The organism is Nocardia sp. SYP-A9097 (genome assembly GCF_009649815.1).
Lineage (GTDB): Bacteria > Actinomycetota > Actinomycetes > Mycobacteriales > Mycobacteriaceae > Nocardia.
Window position 1 is genome coordinate 90,297 of sequence record NZ_WJIC01000013.1, and the last position, 17,310, is coordinate 107,606.

The 17,310-nt window shown below is 65.0% G+C and carries 19 protein-coding genes; 6 read left to right on the forward strand and 13 right to left on the reverse strand.

What is annotated here, in order from left to right; all coding sequences use genetic code 11:
- Window positions 1-34: 34 nt before the first annotated feature.
- Window positions 35-436: a heme-binding protein gene (locus tag GFY24_RS24625; protein ID WP_153807468.1), complete on the reverse strand. Its 402-nt coding sequence runs from the start codon at window positions 434-436 to the stop codon at window positions 35-37.
- Between the two features lie 117 nt (window positions 437-553).
- On the opposite strand from GFY24_RS24625, the gene GFY24_RS24630 reads away from it, so the two are divergent.
- On the forward strand, window positions 554-1,441 hold the full coding sequence (locus tag GFY24_RS24630) for a helix-turn-helix transcriptional regulator (RefSeq protein ID WP_309231287.1): 888 nt from the start codon (window positions 554-556) through the stop codon (window positions 1,439-1,441).
- A gap of 81 nt (window positions 1,442-1,522) precedes the next feature.
- Complete coding sequence (locus GFY24_RS24635; RefSeq protein WP_153807469.1) at window positions 1,523-2,347, forward strand: alpha/beta fold hydrolase; 825 nt, start codon at window positions 1,523-1,525, stop codon at window positions 2,345-2,347.
- 65 nt (window positions 2,348-2,412) lie between these two features.
- On the opposite strand, the gene GFY24_RS24640 is transcribed toward GFY24_RS24635, so the two are convergent.
- The 3 genes from GFY24_RS24640 to GFY24_RS24650 form a co-directional block, all read right to left on the reverse strand.
- Window positions 2,413-2,733, reverse strand: a complete 321-nt coding sequence (locus GFY24_RS24640) for a hypothetical protein (RefSeq protein WP_153807470.1) — start codon at window positions 2,731-2,733, stop codon at window positions 2,413-2,415.
- A 101-nt stretch (window positions 2,734-2,834) separates the two neighbouring features.
- Window positions 2,835-3,101 (reverse strand): SMP-30/gluconolactonase/LRE family protein, encoded by a 267-nt coding sequence (locus GFY24_RS24645; RefSeq protein WP_309231288.1) that lies wholly within the window; start codon window positions 3,099-3,101, stop codon window positions 2,835-2,837.
- A 103-nt stretch (window positions 3,102-3,204) separates the two neighbouring features.
- The gene (locus GFY24_RS24650; RefSeq protein ID WP_153807471.1) at window positions 3,205-4,242 is read right to left on the reverse strand and encodes a fused (3R)-hydroxyacyl-ACP dehydratase subunits HadA/HadB; all 1,038 of its coding nucleotides are present in this window, start codon (window positions 4,240-4,242) and stop codon (window positions 3,205-3,207) included.
- A gap of 117 nt (window positions 4,243-4,359) precedes the next feature.
- Between GFY24_RS24650 and GFY24_RS43820 the strand changes: the two genes are divergently transcribed.
- The 3 genes from GFY24_RS43820 to GFY24_RS43825 all read left to right on the forward strand — a co-directional run bounded on the left by GFY24_RS43820 (window position 4,360) and on the right by GFY24_RS43825 (window position 6,746).
- Window positions 4,360-4,764 carry a hypothetical protein gene (locus GFY24_RS43820; RefSeq protein ID WP_228566613.1) on the forward strand — a complete coding sequence of 135 codons (405 nt, stop codon included), beginning with the start codon at window positions 4,360-4,362 and terminating at the stop codon, window positions 4,762-4,764.
- 138 nt (window positions 4,765-4,902) lie between these two features.
- Window positions 4,903-5,109, forward strand: a complete 207-nt coding sequence (locus GFY24_RS24660) for a hypothetical protein (protein WP_153807472.1) — start codon at window positions 4,903-4,905, stop codon at window positions 5,107-5,109.
- A gap of 1,337 nt (window positions 5,110-6,446) precedes the next feature.
- Window positions 6,447-6,746 carry an RICIN domain-containing protein gene (locus GFY24_RS43825; protein ID WP_375336095.1) on the forward strand — a complete coding sequence of 100 codons (300 nt, stop codon included), beginning with the start codon at window positions 6,447-6,449 and terminating at the stop codon, window positions 6,744-6,746.
- Here GFY24_RS43825 and GFY24_RS43830 read toward each other — a convergent pair.
- The 3 genes from GFY24_RS43830 to GFY24_RS24675 form a co-directional block, all read right to left on the reverse strand.
- Entirely contained in the window at window positions 6,640-7,425 is a 786-nt protein-coding gene (locus GFY24_RS43830) for a transposase (RefSeq protein ID WP_194853009.1), read from the reverse strand. The genes GFY24_RS43825 and GFY24_RS43830 overlap by 107 nt on opposite strands.
- Window positions 7,426-7,462: 37 nt before the next feature.
- Entirely contained in the window at window positions 7,463-7,723 is a 261-nt protein-coding gene (locus GFY24_RS41225; protein WP_194853010.1) for a transposase, read from the reverse strand.
- A 372-nt stretch (window positions 7,724-8,095) separates the two neighbouring features.
- On the reverse strand, window positions 8,096-8,740 hold the full coding sequence (locus tag GFY24_RS24675) for a winged helix-turn-helix transcriptional regulator (RefSeq protein ID WP_153807473.1): 645 nt from the start codon (window positions 8,738-8,740) through the stop codon (window positions 8,096-8,098).
- Window positions 8,741-8,853: 113 nt separating this feature from the next.
- Here GFY24_RS24675 and GFY24_RS24680 point away from each other — a divergent pair, with 113 nt between their 5' ends.
- Complete coding sequence (locus tag GFY24_RS24680) at window positions 8,854-9,210, forward strand: hypothetical protein (protein WP_153807474.1); 357 nt, start codon at window positions 8,854-8,856, stop codon at window positions 9,208-9,210.
- A 61-nt stretch (window positions 9,211-9,271) separates the two neighbouring features.
- Here the strand turns inward: GFY24_RS24680 and nuoN are convergent, their stop codons facing one another.
- The 6 genes from nuoN to nuoH are packed head-to-tail and all read right to left on the reverse strand — an operon-like array spanning window position 9,272 to window position 17,305.
- Window positions 9,272-10,891, reverse strand: coding sequence for an NADH-quinone oxidoreductase subunit NuoN (nuoN, locus tag GFY24_RS24685; RefSeq protein ID WP_309231312.1), 1,620 nt, complete (start codon window positions 10,889-10,891; stop codon window positions 9,272-9,274).
- 14 nt (window positions 10,892-10,905) lie between these two features.
- Complete coding sequence (locus GFY24_RS24690) at window positions 10,906-12,525, reverse strand: NADH-quinone oxidoreductase subunit M (RefSeq protein ID WP_153807475.1); 1,620 nt, start codon at window positions 12,523-12,525, stop codon at window positions 10,906-10,908.
- Window positions 12,522-14,393, reverse strand: coding sequence for an NADH-quinone oxidoreductase subunit L (gene nuoL / locus GFY24_RS24695; protein ID WP_153807563.1), 1,872 nt, complete (start codon window positions 14,391-14,393; stop codon window positions 12,522-12,524). The genes GFY24_RS24690 and nuoL overlap by 4 nt, the downstream gene beginning before the upstream one ends.
- Before the next feature lie 19 nt (window positions 14,394-14,412).
- On the reverse strand, window positions 14,413-14,712 hold the full coding sequence (gene nuoK, locus GFY24_RS24700) for an NADH-quinone oxidoreductase subunit NuoK (protein WP_067563639.1): 300 nt from the start codon (window positions 14,710-14,712) through the stop codon (window positions 14,413-14,415).
- On the reverse strand, window positions 14,709-15,545 hold the full coding sequence (locus tag GFY24_RS24705; RefSeq protein WP_153807476.1) for an NADH-quinone oxidoreductase subunit J: 837 nt from the start codon (window positions 15,543-15,545) through the stop codon (window positions 14,709-14,711). Before GFY24_RS24705 ends, nuoK begins: the two co-directional genes overlap by 4 nt.
- Window positions 15,542-17,305 (reverse strand): NADH-quinone oxidoreductase subunit NuoH, encoded by a 1,764-nt coding sequence (gene nuoH, locus GFY24_RS24710; protein WP_375336096.1) that lies wholly within the window; start codon window positions 17,303-17,305, stop codon window positions 15,542-15,544. Before nuoH ends, GFY24_RS24705 begins: the two co-directional genes overlap by 4 nt.
- Between the last annotated feature and the right edge of the window lie 5 nt (window positions 17,306-17,310).

Genomic DNA, 17,310 nt, shown 5'->3' on the forward strand with positions numbered 1-17,310 from the left:
AATATACATAGGAAGGCCAGCCGGGCAAACCTCTTTACAGCGCCGTGAGGCAGACTTGCGCCACCTCCACATCCTGATCGGCGGTCCCACCCGAGACCCCGACCGCCCCGATCACCCTGCCCTCGGCATCGGCGATCGGCAGGCCGCCACCGAAGGAGACGAGTCCGTCATTGCTCAACTCGATGCCGTAGATCGGCCCATCCGGCCGGGACAGCGTGCCGAGCAGCGCGGACGGCATGTGGAAGAGGATGGAGGTCTTGGCCTTTCGCTGCGCCAAATCGATGGAGCCGAGCAGGGCGTCCTGCATCCGCGCGAAGTGCAGCAGATGCCCTGCCGCATCGACAATGGCGATATTCATCGGGGTCTCGATGGCGGCGGCGGCCTTGATGCCCGCGGCGGTGATTCGGGCTGCGGTGTCGAGCGAAATATTCGTCATGCCAATGAGATTCATAGCTTTCACGCCATCGAACCAGGGTGGTGTCGTACCCGGGGGCCGCGTCCCTGGGGTTCGCACCCCCAGGAACACCACGCCGCCGAATGCGAGACTGGACCCGTGAGTGAGCTGGGCGAATTCCTGAAGGCAAAGCGCGCGTCGATATCCCCGGAGGATGTCGGCCTGCCCGCCATCGGCAATCCCCGCCGGGTGCGGGGCCTGCGCCGTGAGGAGGTGGCGTTGCTGGCCGCGGTCAGCGTGGATCACTACACCCGCTTGGAACAGGGCCGGGTTGCCGCGGCCTCGGAGAATCTGCTGGCGGGTATTGCCCGGGCGCTGCGGCTCAACGAGGAGGAGCACGAATACCTGCGCATGCTCGTGCGGGCACGCCCGGCCCGGCGCGGGCAGTCCGCACCGGAGGTGAGTCAGGCCCTGCGTGACCTGCTCGATACGCTGCCCACACCGGCGTTCGTACTGGGTCCGCGCACCGATATCCTCGCCTGGAATGCCGCTGCCGCAGCGCTTTTCGTCGACTTCGCCGAGATTCCGGTCCAGCAGCGTGCCCTGGTGCGACTGGTCTTCCTGGACCCGCGCATGCGCGCGGTATTCACCGATTGGGAGGCCGTCGCCGCCGAGGCCGTGGACCGGCTGCGGATGGCCGCCGCGCGCACCCCGGACGATCCCCGCCTCACGCAGTTGGTGGGTGAACTGTCCGTGCACGATGCCGATTTCCGCCGCTGGTGGGCGGGGCACGGCGTGCGGGCCATGGCGGGCGGGCGCAAACGCATGCATCATCCCGTGGTCGGCGATCTGGAGTTGGATTGGCAAGTGCTACAGGTGCTTTCCACCACCGGACAATCGCTGGTCACCTACACCGCCCCGGTCGGATCACCCAGTCATGAGGCGCTGCGCATTCTGGCCTCGTGGGCGGCGCAACCCCCAGCGGAGCGCACCGGTGCGGCCGCACTGCCGATAGACAGCGACGGACTGTTCGAGCGGGATCGGTGAAATGTTCGACCCGACCGATGATTCCTGCGTCGGCAACCCGTCTGCACTCGTGACCATCCAGTCGGCCTATTGGGAGTACCCATGACCTCGACCACCCCCGTCACCTCGAGGACCTTGACCGTCCCCGACGGTTCCCTCTACTACGAGGTCCGCGGCAGCGGACCGCTTCTCGCATTCGTCGGCTCGCCCATGGATTCGGTGCCGTTCATCCCGGTCGCGGACCTACTGGCCTCGGACTTCACCGTGCTGACCCTGGACCCGCGCGGGCACGGCAAAAGCATCGTCAATGATCGCGAGCAGGACTCCACCCCGGAGCTGCGGGCCGACGATCTGGCCCGGATCATCGCCGATCTCGATGCGGGCCCGGCCATTGTGATCGGCTCCAGCGGCGGCGCGATCACCGGACTCGCGCTGGCGCTCTACCGCCCCGAGGTCATGACCACGCTCATCGCCCACGAGCCGCCACTGCGTGAACTCCTCGATGATCGGGCCGAACTGCGCGCCGAAGGCGAGGACATCACCGCCACCTACCTTGCCGGTGATCGGATCAGTGCGATCCGCAGGTTCATCGCCAGCACGGGTCTCACCATGCCGGAGGCGGTATTCGAGCATCTCTTCGGCGGTGAGCGCACCCCGGAGCAGCTCGCCGACGAACGCTTCTTCTATGTGCACGAACTCCCGTACGCCAGTTGGCGTCCGGATCTGGACGGCCTGCGCGCCACCTCGACCCGCATCATCATCGGTATCGGTGACACCTCCACCGATCTGTTCTGCGACCGCACCTCGCGTGCGCTCGGCGCGGCCCTGGATATCGAGCCCACCATGTTCCCCGGCGATCACACCGGCTTCATGGAAGATCCGGAGGCGTTCGCCAAGCGAGTTCGGGAAGTGCTGCAGGACAACTGAGGTCGTGAGTGTGCACTCGTGGCGGACCGCTTCGGCGGGTCACCGCCATGAGTGCACTGTCGTTTTCAGGCGGGCCTGGTGCGCCAGCGGGCGTAGGTGTTCTCGGGGGAGACGGTGATGACGTCCGCGACCTGCACCAGCGGGTCGGGGACCGCACCGTCGAAATGGTCGAGGCTGGGGGTGATCACCGCATCGGCCTCGGTCTGGGATATGGCGGCGCGCACCTCTTCCATCAGTTCGGCTGTCGCCGGACCGCATACGAGTGTTCGACACAGGTCGTAGCCCAAACGCCTTGCGAGATGCCGCATTTGGGCTTGATCCCAGCGCTGCTGCGCACGGGATACATCATGGCGAAGGAATCCGATCGCCGCCGGCTGATGCCGCATCTGCCCGTCCTTCCGTCTGTCCGGCTCGGGGTGATGTCCACGGTATGGCACGTTTGCGCGGTTCACATCCGAAGTTATCGAAGTGCCGCATGGTTGCCGGGTCAGGGCCGCCCCGCACCTGGTGCCGGGGCGTGCACGGTGAGGACTCGGCCGGTGCGACGCTCCGGTGTCATCCCTTCCGTGCCTTTCCGTTCCGCCGCAACGATATACAGCGTGTCGCCGCCGAGCATGCAGGCGAACGGTGCGCGATCCAGCTCCACCTCGGCGAGCACCCGGTCGCCCTCTTCGATACGCAGGCAGCGGCCCATGGCCGCCGCCCACACCGCACCCTCGGCGTCGAGGCAGATACCGTCCGGGTAGCCGTTCACCCCGGCCCGCTACGCGGGCATCACCGAAGAGCGCTCCGGCGGACTGCGATAGGTGAGCCGGAGCGGGCGCCGCTACCAGTTCGCGGCGCCCTGTTCTGCTCGACTATGCGAGGCGGATATCCGCGGTGGCCAGGCCGAAGATCTTGCGCCCCGCGGACTTTGCGACGATGACGACAACAGCCGACCGGGTCTCGGGGTTGACCGACTTGATGCGGCCGGTGAACTCGACGGTTCCGGCGGAGGCTGCTTCGACGACCGTGTAGTTCGAGAGCCGGACCCCGTACCAGGTGATCGCGCCCGGATCACCCAGCCACCCGGTGACGAATCCCGCGCCGAGACCCATGGTGAGCATGCCGTGCGCGATCACGTCCGGGAGACCTACCAGCCCGGCGACCTCGTCATGCCAGTGGATCGGGTTCGCGTCACCGGAGACGCCTGCGTAATTCACCAGATCACCGCGCGTCAGCTGCACAATCCGGGCGGGAAGCTCGTCACCGACGGTGACGTCCTCGAATCGGATTGCGGTGTGCGGCACCCGCGTACGCGAGATCGGGGACAGTCGCGGGCCGGACTCGGAAACCGGGTCGGTCCCATCCTGAACGGGTAGGGCCGAGGCCGCGGTTCGAGACGACATGTCGATGCCTTGCATGACCACCCGCTCGATCGCGGCACTGATACCGGCGTCGACCTCTTCGCCGGTAATTCCGATGACGGTCGTGTGCATGATCTGGACCACCGCGCCGGTCTGGTCGGTAAAGGTGTTGGTGACGGTGAGCAGATCCTTGCCCGCGACCCGGCGAACCGCACTCAGTTCGACATCGCTGATCAGCTGGTCACCGGCGAGCACCGGCTTGTACATCTCGAATACCTGATCGGTCTGCACCAACACGTCGTAGCCCGTGATGACCGTTTCGAAGAGCTTACGGTTGGCCAGCATCGCGGCCGTGGAGATGAATGTGGTCGGCGCGACCAACCCGATGTACCCGAGCTCGCCGGCAGCATCCTCACTCCAGTGCGCCGGGTGGAAATCCCGGACCGCTCGCGCATACTCGCGGATCTTCTCCCGACCGACTTCGTAGTAGTCGTCCGCACGATAGCTATACCCGACCAACCCAGCCACATCGAACGTTGCTTCCACCAAGCCGCTCCTCGCTCCAGATTCCTGCAGGACTCGTAATCGGTTTCCCCAGACCCGAATTCATCAACGAACCCCACCTTTCCGTATCACCAACCGCCGGGTGTCTCATAACATCCGCTGATGGCGGTAATCCTGGTGACGGGCATGTCGGGTACAGGCAAGTCGACGGTGCTGATCGCGTTGGGGCAGCGCGGATATCGGGTAGTGGATACCGATTACCGCGGCTGGATCGAAGCCATCCCGCACCCCGACGGCTCGGAGCCGCAGTGGCGCGCCGACCGAATCGAGCCACTGCTCCGCTCGGCGGCGACCACGGAGATCGACACCCGGAACCCGCCGACCGAGGTGGCAGATCAACTCGCAGCACTCGCAGGCCCACCAGGGGTTCCGGACTGGCAGAGGCGCGTATTCAACTGTCGCGCGTTCGTGGTGTCCATCCGGATGGGGAGCATCCCCGACGGCTGGCGACGGTCAGCGGCTTGTGCTCGGCGCGGGATCGCAACTGCGGCAGCACTTCCCAGGTGACGAAGCGGCGAATCAGTCGAGCGTGATCGGGGTCGGTGATGGTGGCGAGGTGATCGATCAGCTATCGCTCGAACGCGCAGACCTGCTTGTCGATCATCGGAAGGTCGCCGCAGGCCATCAACAGTTCCCGCAGGTGGGATGCGGTGCGCCAGGGGGGATCTGGCCGGTGCCGTCGTCGAGCAGTTCGCCCAACTGGTCCGCGAAGGTGCGGCGGGTGCAGAGGCGCTGGGCGTGGAGTTTGCCTTCGTGCTGGCAGCGCGAGCAGCGGTAGGAGGCGGTGAACCCAGCGCAATCGGCGCAGAGGAGGCCGCCCAGCCGGCCGCGCAGCGCGAGCGGCATCACTAACGAGCTGGCCGCCCGGGGACTTCCGACCATCTACGCCCGCAACACCGCGATGATGGCCAACATCACCGACCTGGACGCCGTCGTGGTCAGTGACCTGTTCGGCATTCCCCCGACCACCGCCCACGCCTGGGCGCAGTTCGCGCAGACAAGCTGGTCCGCCTACCTCGCAGCCGTTGACTGTCAGCCGATCAATAGGAATACCGCAAGGTCTAAACACCGGCCCTCTACCAGTTGGTGAGCAGCCTGAGTAGGCTCTGTCCCAGGACGATCGCACGTGGGTATCTCGTGGACGATGTCCCCGGAGATGCTGAAACCGTTCGCGGACCGGTGACCGGAGTGTCGGGTACGTCCCCGGATCGGCGGCCGCGCCGGCGACAACCAGCTGAATACGCTGCATCGGGTCGGGAAGGCAATGCTCTCGCCGAACCGGCCGGTTCGTCCAGCTCGCCGGAAAGCAGTGATGATGACTGACCAGACTCACCGAAGCACCACGCGTCAGCTGTGCACCGCAGCCGTCTTGGCGGGGGTAGTGATGGCGCTTCCTGCGATGGTGGCGGTTCCGGCCGGGGCGGCGCCGGGCGCTGCGCCCGGCGTGGTGCAGGTCGATCGGTCTTGGGGGCCCGCCGGTAACGACGCCGTGCCCGTGCCCGTGCCACCTCCGCCACCTCCGCCCCATGGCTGCGATAACGCCAACTGCGGGGATAACGGTGGGAGCGACACAACGACTGCCCCGATCCCAACGAGACCGGGGACATCTGCGGTGACAACGGCGGGATCGGCGGTGGACCGGCTGTCGCCGAAGCTCGCGGTCTGTACGACGTCACGTGGCTGTAAGTACGAATTCTGGGTTCTGGCCCACTTTCCGTGATCAGGTCTGGAGCCGCGATCCCCGTGCGAGTACCCCGCCGCACACCCATGGCTGCGAGCGAAGGTCCGAGCCGCCCAATCGAGCCCTGGACTGTGGTGTGACGTCGTACAGACGACACGCCGGTGAGGGTTTGCGACAGTTCTCTGCGGCTGCAGCTCTGTGGCTCCTTGGTCGCGGACTGGGCCGACGGAGAATGGGTGCGGTCATTTTGGGTTCGGATGCCTTGCCGTAGCAGTTACTGGACGGTGGTCGGTGGCGGTTATGAGTGGGAGCCGGTCTCGGATCGGTACTCGAGGGAGTTGCGGTTCGGGCGGGGTCGAGCGGAGTCGACGACGAAGGTCTTTGCAGCGCAGAGGCTTTGGGGTGGCGGTAGCAGACTGCAACAGCTGCTGCGCACATAGTTGACTGAGCGGCGGTAGCCGCACCGGACTAGCCGCCGAGGATCTTCCGCCGACACACGTAACCAGCGATCGCTGCGCACGCAGACAACGCATGGACCGTCCGGAACGTCGGGACCGGTCAATACCTGGGCATTCTGGGAGCAAGGATGGGTGACGCAACCCCAGTCGTGGCAGTGCAGGACCCATTCGCATGGGAAATCTGGCCCGATGTACAAGATCGGTCGTATTACCGTCTGCTCGTTCCTGGCCAGCCCCGACCCATCAATGTCGAACTGTCGGACCACGGAAACCCTGCCAATGGGACGCCGATACAGCTGTGGGATCAGTGGCAGGGCTTGAACCAGTGTTGGGGGTTCGAACAGGCATAAGGGAGCGGGCGATGGCGTCCCCTCGTTCTACGAGTCTCCAAACGGCCATAGTCCCCGATCGTGCACGACACCGGTTGCCGTTCGCTATCGCCATCCGAAAGCCGCTGAGCTGCACCAACTCCGGCAGATAGCTGGCGCGCGTTCCAGCCTGGTCGAGCAGGCGCGGGTCATCAAATACGCGCGGCGCGCTCACGCCGACCGCGTGCGTATCCTCGACTTCGACTACCCCAGCGGCTTCGACTACCCCAGCGCCGAGGCCGCACTCGACAACCTCGTCAACGCCTATTCCACGCTGGGCCAGCGCGACGAAGCCAAAACCAGCCCGCGCTCGCGGTCTGAACCACCACACCCGCGAGTCAACCGAACTCGGGGCAGTCCCGTCTGTGGGTCGAAGTTCGCGTCCCTTGCGTTTGCGGTTGGCCACCTGATCACGCCGTTCCGGGATCACTGCCCGGATCCGTTTGCGCCGCAACAGGGTTCGATTCGATGCCGCGCAATAGGCTCGATCGGCGATCACCACCTCCGGATTACGTCGTGGCGGGCCGCCCTCGAGGCAGGGCACCACGACCGCGTCGAGCAACGGCGGCAGTAGCGGTGAATCGTTGGTTTGTCCGGGTGTGAGCAGCACGGCCAGGCCGTGACCTGCCCCGTCGGCGGCGAGATGAACTTTGGTTGTCAACCCGCCACGGGAACGCCCGAGGGCGTGATCGGCCGGTTCATAGCCCGCTCACCGAGTCCGCGGCCGCGCCGGCGGCGTGCTGGTGCGCCCGCACGATCGTGGAATCGATCGAGACCACCCAGTCCAGATCGCCGGTGGTGTCCGCCAACGCGAGCAACGCGGTCGACACCCTGTCCCAGGTGCCGTCGTCGGCGTAGCGGCGGTGTCGTTTCCACACCGTCTGCCACGGCCCGAAGTGTTCGGGCAGGTCCCGCCACGGCACGCCGGTCCGCAGCCGATACAGCAACCCCTCCACCACCAGGCGGTTGTTGCTGAAGTTACCGGCCCACGTTCCCTTCGGATTTGGGCAGCAGTAGCTCGAGCAGCTCCCAGTGCTTGTCTGTCAGAACCTGATACCGATCACCTGTCAGCCTCGCCACGGCGAACATGATGCACCACCAACCCCGCTTCGCGGGACCGGTCGATCAATACCATTGGGAGACACAACCTAGACCGCCGCCTCGAATACCGACTACTTGAATAACGGTCCCTGCCAGTCCGGAACCCCCACCATCTCGACTTCGTCGACCGCGATAGATGGTCGATGAAGGTGTCCGCTGTCTGTTGCAAACGGGGGCCTGATCACGTGACCGGTGGCAGGCCCTTCGGCTCGAGAGCGTTCCGGCGACCGCTACTCGTGCTTATCGCCGTACAGCAGGCGGCTGAGGGTTAGTGGGTCGCCGACCAGGGCCACTGTTCCGTCGGCGAGCGCGGTGTCCAGGGCGGCCGGGTTGGCCATCAGGGTGCCTAGGGTTTTCGGGTCGGTGCGCAGGGAGATGTCGGCTGTGGTGGGTTCACCGGTCTGGACGTCGACTTTTCCGGAGTTCACGCGGACGGTCCAGACCGAGCCGTTGAGGTCGAGGCGGCAAATGATCGGGGGAGCGGTGGGGGCGTGGAAGATGTTGCCGCGCAGGAAGATCAGGGCCGAGGTGGCGCTGAGGGAGGTGGGCTCGGGTGGGGTGGGGGCGTCGATGCCCCAGTTGCCGAGGGCCAGGACGATCGGCTCGAGTTGGCGGCCCCGGTCGGTCAGTTCGTAGGCGTGCGCGGTTGCCGTGGAGGACAGTTTGCGGCGATGGATTACGCCGTGATTCTCGAGTTCTCGCAGGCGGTCGGCGAGCAGGTTCGAGCTGGCGTGGGGTAGCGCGGTTCGGAGTTCGGAGAAGCGTTGCGGCATGAAGAGGAGCTCTCGGACGACGAGCAGCGCCCATCGTTCCCCGACTACGTCCAGAGCGCGGGCGACACCGCATGAGTCCCGGTAGCTGCGGATAGTCGGCATGGGTCCCCTCTCCTTCGTCGATGCTGATCCTAAACCACCAGTTTCAGTGGTTGTTTTTAACAACTAGACATGGTTATTGTTTAGGAGTCATCCTGGACAGATAGGAACCTCAGATGAGCACTTCGCTTCCGACCCCCACCCTCGCTCCAGCTCAGCAGCACCAGCACGCAACCGTCATGGATCCCGACGCGCACCCGGTCCTGTTCGAGAACGAACACGTTCGAGTGATCCACTCGCGCGCTTCGCAGTCTTGGCAGAGTCCGATGCACTCACACCTGCCGATGGTCGTGATCAGCCTCGGCTCCGGCCGTCAGAAAGTGACCTTCGGGGACGGGACTGAGCAGATAGTGGATTTGAATCCCGGTTTGGTCGTCTGGCAGGCGGACTCGTTCGATCACTCCTGGGAATTGCTGTCGGGCGAAGTGGATGTCGTTCTCGTCGAGGTCAAGTCGGCGCACCCCGGGGCGTAAAGCCATGCGCGAGAACGAAAAAGCCCGCCGCGAACACGCGGCGGGCTTTTGTCTCGGGTGATCAGTGAGCGAAGGTGGCGGCGTGCTTCGCCAGGTCCAACAGGGGCTGGGGGAAGATGCCGAGCACCAGGGTGGACGCCGCGGTCATGGCGATGACTGTTGTTGTGAGAGTGGGGGATACGACGGTGGGGCCGTTGGCCGGTGCGTCGGTGAAGAACATCAGCACGATAACGCGAATGTAGAAGAAGGCCGCGATGGCGCTGCTGAGCACACCGACGATCACCAAAGTGGACATGCCGCCGGAGGAAGCCGCCGCGAAAACACTGAACTTGGCGATGAAGCCGCTGGTCAGCGGGATACCCGCGAAGGACAGCAGGAAGAGCGAGAAAATCGTTGCCAGCCAAGGAGATCGGCGGCCCATACCCGCCCAGGCGGGGAGAGCCGTTGCCTCATCACCGTTTTCGTCGCGGACCAGGGTGACAATGGCGAATGCGCCGAGCGTCCCGAGGCCGTAGACGGCGAGATAGAACAGCACCGACGAGACACCGGATTCATTGGCCGCCACCAGGGCCGTCAGGATGAAGCCCGCGTGCGCGACCGACGAGTAGGCGAGCATGCGCTTCATATCCGTCTGGGTGATGGCCAGTACCGCGCCGACCACCATGGTCGCAATGGCTATGGCCGCCAGAATGGGTCGCCAGTCGTTACGCAGGTCCGGCACCGCGACATACAGCACCCGCAGCAAAGCCCCGACAGCCGCGATTTTCGTTGCGGCAGCCATGAATCCGGTGATGGGAGTGGGCGCACCCTGGTACACGTCCGGTACCCAGGACTGGAACGGCACCGCACCGATCTTGAACAGCAGCCCGACCGCCAGCATGGCCACACCGAGCACGGCCAGGGTGTGCGAGTTACCGGTATCCCGTGCCACCGCATCGGCGATGCCCGACATACGCACGGTGCCCGCGTACCCGTAGAGCAGCGCCATCCCGTAGAGGAAGAACGCCGAGGAGAATGCGCCGAGCAGGAAGTACTTCAGCGCCGCCTCCTGCGAGAGCAGCCGCCGCCGACGGGCCAGCCCGCACAGCAGATACAGCGGCAGCGAAAGCACTTCCAGCGCAACGAACATGGTCAGCAGATCATTGGAGGCCGGGAAGAGCATCAGCCCGGCGACCGCGAACAGCGTGAGCGGGAAGACCTCGGTGGTGGCGACGCCGGCCTTCGTGGCCGCGATCTCGTCGGAGCTGCCCGGCATGGCGGCCGCCTGCGGGGCGAAGGCATCGACGCCGCGCGACGCGGCCAGGCTCCAGGTACCCGGCCCTTCCTTGTGAACCGGCATCCGATCCGCACGCCGCTCGGCAATCAGGAGCAGGCCGAGGATCGACACCACCAGAATCGTGCCCTGCAGGAACAGCGTCACACCGTCGACGGCAACCGCGCCGACGACAGCCGTCTCATTGGTGCCGCGCAATCCGATAACCGCACCGAGCGCGACGCCCATACCGCCGAGCCCGAGAATCAACTGCACGACATACCGGGATCGCCTGGGCGCGAACGCCTCCACCAGCACCGCGGCCACGGCGACACCGAAGACGATGAGCATGGGAGAGAGATCGCGATATTCGATACTCGGTGCGGGCACGGCCGCGGCGAGCCGCGATTCGGATACCGCGGCGAGGATCAAAGGTGTAGCACTCACTTGTGAGCACCTCCGCTAGATGTCTGGGCGGCCTCGTACGGTTTCACCGCGGGAGCCGGATCATGCTGTCCGATGGTGGTGAGTGTCCGCGCCACCGCCGGGTCGATGCGATCGAGCACGGGCTTGGGGTACGCGCCCAGGAACAGCAGTGCGGCGATCAACGGCACCACCACCAGCATTTCGCGCGGCAGTAGATCGTAGAGCCGCTCATTACCCTTCTTCACCGGGCCGGTCATCATGCGCTGGTACATCCAGAGGATGTAGAGCGCGGCGAGAACCAGTGCGGTGGAGGCGAATACGGCCGCCACCGGGTACCGGGTGAAGGTGCCGATCAGCACCAGGAACTCACTGATGAACGGTGCGAGCCCGGGCAGTGACAGGGTGGCCAGGCCGGAGATGAGGAATGTCCCCGCCAGAATCGGCGCGACCTTCTGTACCCCGCCGTATTCGGCGATGAGCCGGGTTCCCCTGCGCGAGACCAGGAATCCCGCGATCAGGAACAGTGCCGCCGTCGAGATCCCGTGATTGACCATGTACAGCGCCGCCCCGGTCCCGCCCTGCGTGGTGAGCGCGAAGATGCCGAGAATAATGAAGCCGAAGTGCGAGATCGAGGTGTAGGCGATGAGCCGCATGACATCGGTCTGCCCGATGGCCAGCAGCGCACCGTAGATGATCCCGATCACCGCGAGCACACTGATCACCGGCGCGTAAGTCGAAGTGGCCGAAGGGAACAGCAGCAGGCAGTAGCGCAGCATGCCGAAGGTGCCGACCTTGTCGACCACCGCCATCATGAGCACCGCACTGGCCGGAGTGGCCGAGACGGCGGCGTCGGGCAGCCAGGTGTGCAGTGGCCAGAGCGGCGCCTTCACCGCGAACGCGAACATGAAGCCGAGGAACAGCGCGTTCAGCACCGCCGGCCCGGCACCCAAGTGACCGGAGTTGGCGGCCTCCATGACTTTCCGGAAGTCGAAGGTGCCATTGCCGTTCGCGCCGAGCTTGTCCTGCGCGGTCACCACATACAGTCCGATGACCGCCGCCAGCATGATCAACCCGCCGAACAGGTTGTACAGCAGGAATTTCACCGCCGCCCGGGACCGCTGCGCCCGCACCGCCGGATCACCGGTGCGCGGCCCGAACCCGCCGATGAGGAAGTACATCGGAATGAGCATGACCTCGAAGAACACGTAGAACAGCAGAATGTCCAAGGCGGTGAACGAGATCAGCACCATGGATTCCACGACGAGCATGAGCGCCACGTAGTAGTGCACCACTCGCGGACCGTTGCCGACCTCGCGCTCGTCCTGCCAGCCCGCGAGCATGAGCAGCGGCATGAGCCCGGCGGTGAGCAGCACCAGCACCAGGGCGATGCCATCCATGCCGAGCGTGTAGCCCGCCCCGAAGGCCGGTATCCACTCCCGCGATTCCACGAATTGGTATTGCGCCCCACCGGTTTCGAACTGTGTGGCGAGCCAAATCGCCACACCGAGCGTGCCCAGCGACACCACCAGCGCGAACGACCGCGCTCCGGTACGCCAGGAGGCGGGGAAGAACAGCACCAGCGCGGCCCCGACCAGCGGAACCGCCCAGAGCGTCGTCAGCCAGGGAAAGTCACTCAAAACAACCTCACCGCCAGCAGGGCGGCGGCCACCAGTGCCGCGCCGGTGAACATGGACAGGGCGTACGAGCGCACGAAACCGGTTTGTACGCGCCGGATTCGAGCGGAGAGGCCGCCGATAACCGCGGCGGTGGTATTGACCAGACCGTCGATTCCGCGATTGTCGACGAATACGAGCGAGCGGGTCAGATGCTGCCCGGGACGCATGAACGCGCCCTCATTGAACGCATCGCCGTACAGATCCTGACGGGCGGCCACAGTGAGAGGCGTTCCGGCAGGGGCGGTTTCGGGTACCGGACGACTCGCGTACTGGTCGTAGGCCACCCACACGCCCGCCGCGACCACCGCGAGAGCGAAGAAGGTAATGCCCCACACCGGGATGATTGGTTCGCCGTGATGCGTACCGACGACCGGAGCCAGCCAGTTCTGCAGCGAGGAACCATAGGCCAGCAACGCCCCCGAGGCGACGGAGCCGAACGCCAGCAGGATCATCGGCCCGGTCATGGAGGCGGGGGACTCATGCGGGTGAGTGCCTTCCTTCCAACGCTTTTCGCCGAAGAAGGTGAGCAGCATGACGCGGGTCATATAGAACGCGGTGATACCCGCGCCGGCCAGCGCCGCGAGCCCGGTGACAATGCCACCGAATCCGCCGTGCGCGAAGGCCGCCTCGATAATCCGATCCTTGGAGAAGAACCCCGCGAACGGCGGCACACCGAGAATGGCGAGGTAGCCGAGTCCGAAGGTGACGTAGGTGATCGGCAGCAATTTGCGCAATCCGCCGTACCGCCGCATATCGGTTTCGTCATCCATGGCGTGCATGACCGAGCCCGCGCCGAGGAACAGTCCGGCCTTGAAGAAGCCGTGCGTGAGCAGATGCATGATGGCCGCGGCATATCCGACCGGGCCGAGACCGGCGGCGAGAATCATGTACCCGATCTGGCTCATGGTCGAAGCGGCCAGGGCCTTCTTGATGTCGTCCTTGGCGCAACCGATGATCGCACCGTAGAGCAGCGTGATCGCACCGACCGCCATGACCGCGGCCTGTGCGCCGGGCGCCAGATCGAAGATCGGATTGGATCGCGCGATCAGGTACACACCGGCGGTGACCATGGTCGCCGCGTGGATGAGCGCCGACACCGGCGTCGGGCCCTCCATCGCATCCCCGAGCCAGGCTTGCAGCGGCACCTGAGCGGACTTACCGCAAGCTCCGAGCAGCAACAAAAGCCCTATGGCCGTGAGGGTTCCGCTAGCTGCCTGATCCGCCGCACCGAATACGGTCCGGAAATCGATGCTCCCGAATGTCGCGAACATGACCATCAGCGCGATGGCCAATCCCATATCGCCGACCCGGTTCACAATGAACGCCTTCTTGGCAGCCGTTGCGGCGGAAGGCTTGTGGTACCAGAAACCGATCAGCAGATACGACGCCAGACCCACGCCTTCCCACCCGAGATACAGCACCAGGTAGTTGTCCGCGAGCACCAGCACCAGCATGGCGGCCAGGAACAGATTCAGGTACGCGAAGAACCTGCGCCGCCCCGGATCATGCGCCATATAGCCGATCGAATAGATGTGGATGAGCGATCCCACTCCGGTGATCAGCAGCGCGAAACACATCGACAGCTGATCCAATTGCAGTGCGGCATCGACCTTCAGCCCGGTGACCGGCACCCAGCTGAACAGGCTGTAGTGCACGGCGCGAGTGGCATCGGAGCGGTCCAGCATTTCGGAGAAAGCCCACACCGCGACTCCGAAGGAGCCCAGCGCCAGGACGGTTCCGACGAGATGCCCCCACTTATCGCTGACACCTCCCATCAGCAGCAGCAATACGGCGCCGGCCAGAGGCAGCGCGGGCAGCAGCCACAGCATCATGTGTGCGTTGTCCACCTCAATACCTCAGCAGATTCGCATCATCGACCGAGGTCGAGCGGCGGGCACGGAAGATGGTCATGATGATGGCCAGGCCGACAACGACTTCGGCGGCGGCGACCACCATGGTGAAGAAGGCGAATACCTGTCCATCCAGATTGGCGTGCAGCCGGGCGAAGGTGACGAAGGCCAGATTCACCGCATTGAGCATGAGCTCGATGCACATGAAGACCACGATCGCATTGCGCCGCACCAGCACTCCGGCCGCGCCGATGGTGAAGAGCAGGGCGGAGAGATACAGATAATTGTCCGGGTTCACCGCAAGCCTTCCTCGGGAGAATCGTTGTCGCCGTTGCCGTTCACTTCGACGGCACTGCCGACTGTGCGCACCACGGCCTCCTCATGAGCCCGATTGCGGCGGTGCCGCAGAATGCTGCTGACCGACAGCTCCTCGAAGGAACCGTCCGGCAGTCGAGCCGGCGCGTCGACGGCATTGTGGCGGGCGTACACGCCGGGCGTCGGCAGCGGCGTGACCCGCTTACCGTCCCGGAACCGCTCCTTGGACAGCGTGCGCTGATCGGTGCGCGGGCCGAACTTCTCGCGATGCGCGAGCACCATCGCACCGATAGTGGCGGTGATGAGCAGCGAACCGGTCAGCTCGAACGCCCATACGTAGCGCACGAAGATGAGTTCGGCGAGCGCGCCGATGGCGTAATTACCGCCGATTCCGGGTCCGGTCTCGGCAACACTCTCGGCATCCATACCGCGCGCGACGGCGGAGATCACCAGCATGCCGAAGCCGATGCCGACGATGAGCACCGCGATTCGCTGCCCGCGCAAGGTCTCTCGCAGCGACTCCGTGGAGTCGACACCGACCAGCATGAGCACGAACAGGAACAGCATCATGACCGCACCGGTGTAGACGACAACCTGCACGATGCCCAGGAACAGCGCGTTCTCGGCGATATAGAACGCCGACAATGTGATCATGGTGGCGGCCAGGCACAGCGCCGAGTGCACGGCCTTACGCGCCCACACCATGCCGAGCGCACCGCCCACGGCGATCACCGAGAGAATCCAGAACTGCACGGCCTCACCGGTGGAGGTGTGTGTGACCAGCTGCTGGGCAGGCTGGGCGAGGAGCGAGGTCATTTCTTCGTTCCCCCTTCGACTCCGGCGAGTTCGCTCGGCGCACCGGGAACTTCACCGCGGTAGTAGGAGCCCTCATCCGCACCCGGGTACATGGCGTGCGGTGCGGGGGCCATCCCCGGTTCCATCGGTGCGAGCAGATCCTGCTTCTCGAGGATGAGATCCGCGCGATTGTCGTCGGCCAACTCGTATTCGTTGGTCATGGTCAACGCGCGAGTCGGGCAGGCTTCGATGCACAGCCCGCAGCCGATGCAGCGCAGGTAATTGATCTGGTAGACCTGGCCATAACGCTCACCGGGCGAGAAACGCGCTTCCTCGGTGTTGTCCGCGCCTTCGACGAAGATCGCGTCCGCCGGGCAGGCCCAGGCGCACAGCTCGCAGCCGATGCACTTCTCGAGTCCGTCCGGATGCCGATTGAGCTGGTGCCGACCGTGATAGCGCGGCTGGGTCGGCGTCTTGACCTCCGGGTACAGCTCGGTATTGGGCTTCTTGAACATGGTGGAGGCGGTGACATAGAACCCGCCGAGCGGCTCCAGCAGACCGGGTTTCGGCGTGGCCGTCATGGGCTCGGCCGGCATGGGCGGCACCGGGAAATCCGAATACTTGGTCGTCGCTTCGGCATCCGGGGCGGCCTTGGTGCGGTCATCGCCCGCATGTCCGGCCTTGAGCACCAAGCCGACCAACAGTGCGGCGACTATAAGACCGCCGACGATCATGCCCGTCCGCTGAATGTGAATGCCCTCGTTCTCCAGCGCCCGCATGGTGGCCACGAACATGACCCAGGCCAGCGAGACCGGAATCAGCAGCTTCCAGCCGAGATTCATGAACTGGTCGTAGCGCAGCCGCGGCAGCGTGCCGCGCAACCAGATGAAGACGAACAGGAACAGCCACACCTTGGCGGTGAACCACACCATCGGCAACCAACCCGAGTTCGCACCCGCCCACAGGCTGATCGGGAAGGGTGCGTGCCAGCCACCGAAGAACAGCGTCGTCGCCAGCGCGGAAACCGTTGCCATGTTGATGTATTCGGCCATCATGAACATGGCGAACTTGAGCGAGGAGTACTCGGTGTGGAAACCACCGACCAGCTCACCCTCGGCCTCGGGGAGGTCGAAGGGCGCGCGGTTGGTCTCACCGACCATCGACACCGCGTAGATGAGGAACGACGGCAGCAGCAGGAACACATACCAGGTGCCATACTGCGCCTTGACGATTGCCGAAGTGGCCATCGAACCCGAGAGCAGGAATACCGCCGCGAAGCACAGCGCCATGGCGATCTCGTAGGAGATGACCTGCGCGGTGGATCGCAGCCCACCCAGCAGCGGATAGGTCGACCCGGAGGCCCAGCCCGCCAGCACGATTCCGTACACGCCGACCGAAGCCACGGCCAGGATGTACAGCACACCCACCGGCATATCGGTCAACTGCAGCGGCGTGCGATGCCCGAACATGCTGACCTCGGGCCCGAACGGAATCACCGCGAACGCCATCACGGCCGGAATCAGCGAAATGATCGGCGCGAGAATGAAGATCGGCTTATCGACGATGGCCGGGATGATGTCCTCTTTGAGGAGCATCTTCACGCCGTCGGCGATGGATTGCAGACTCCCGCGTGGTCCGACCCGGTTGGGGCCGACGCGCATCTGCATGAATGCCACGATCTTGCGCTCGGCGTACACCGCGATCATCGGGATCAGCAGCAGGAAGACGAAGATGCCGATGGATTTGATCAGCACCAGCCACCACGGATCGTGGCCGAACATACTCA

What these genes read in the sequence shown, in the direction of transcription:
- nuoH (WP_375336096.1), bottom strand. Translation starts at nt 17,305, where the DNA reads ATGTTCGGCCACGATCCGTGGTGGCTGGTGCTGATCAAATCCATCGGC.
- nuoL (WP_153807563.1), bottom strand. Translation starts at nt 14,393, where the DNA reads ATGCTGTGGCTGCTGCCCGCGCTGCCTCTGGCCGGCGCCGTATTGCTG.
- GFY24_RS24660 (WP_153807472.1), top strand. Translation starts at nt 4,903, where the DNA reads ATGCGGTGCGCCAGGGGGGATCTGGCCGGTGCCGTCGTCGAGCAGTTC.
- GFY24_RS43820 (WP_228566613.1), top strand. Translation starts at nt 4,360, where the DNA reads ATGGCGGTAATCCTGGTGACGGGCATGTCGGGTACAGGCAAGTCGACG.
- GFY24_RS24705 (WP_153807476.1), bottom strand. Translation starts at nt 15,545, where the DNA reads ATGACCTCGCTCCTCGCCCAGCCTGCCCAGCAGCTGGTCACACACACC.
- GFY24_RS24635 (WP_153807469.1), top strand. Translation starts at nt 1,523, where the DNA reads ATGACCTCGACCACCCCCGTCACCTCGAGGACCTTGACCGTCCCCGAC.
- GFY24_RS24680 (WP_153807474.1), top strand. Translation starts at nt 8,854, where the DNA reads ATGAGCACTTCGCTTCCGACCCCCACCCTCGCTCCAGCTCAGCAGCAC.
- GFY24_RS24640 (WP_153807470.1), bottom strand. Translation starts at nt 2,733, where the DNA reads ATGCGGCATCAGCCGGCGGCGATCGGATTCCTTCGCCATGATGTATCC.
- GFY24_RS24625 (WP_153807468.1), bottom strand. Translation starts at nt 436, where the DNA reads ATGACGAATATTTCGCTCGACACCGCAGCCCGAATCACCGCCGCGGGC.
- GFY24_RS24675 (WP_153807473.1), bottom strand. Translation starts at nt 8,740, where the DNA reads ATGCCGACTATCCGCAGCTACCGGGACTCATGCGGTGTCGCCCGCGCT.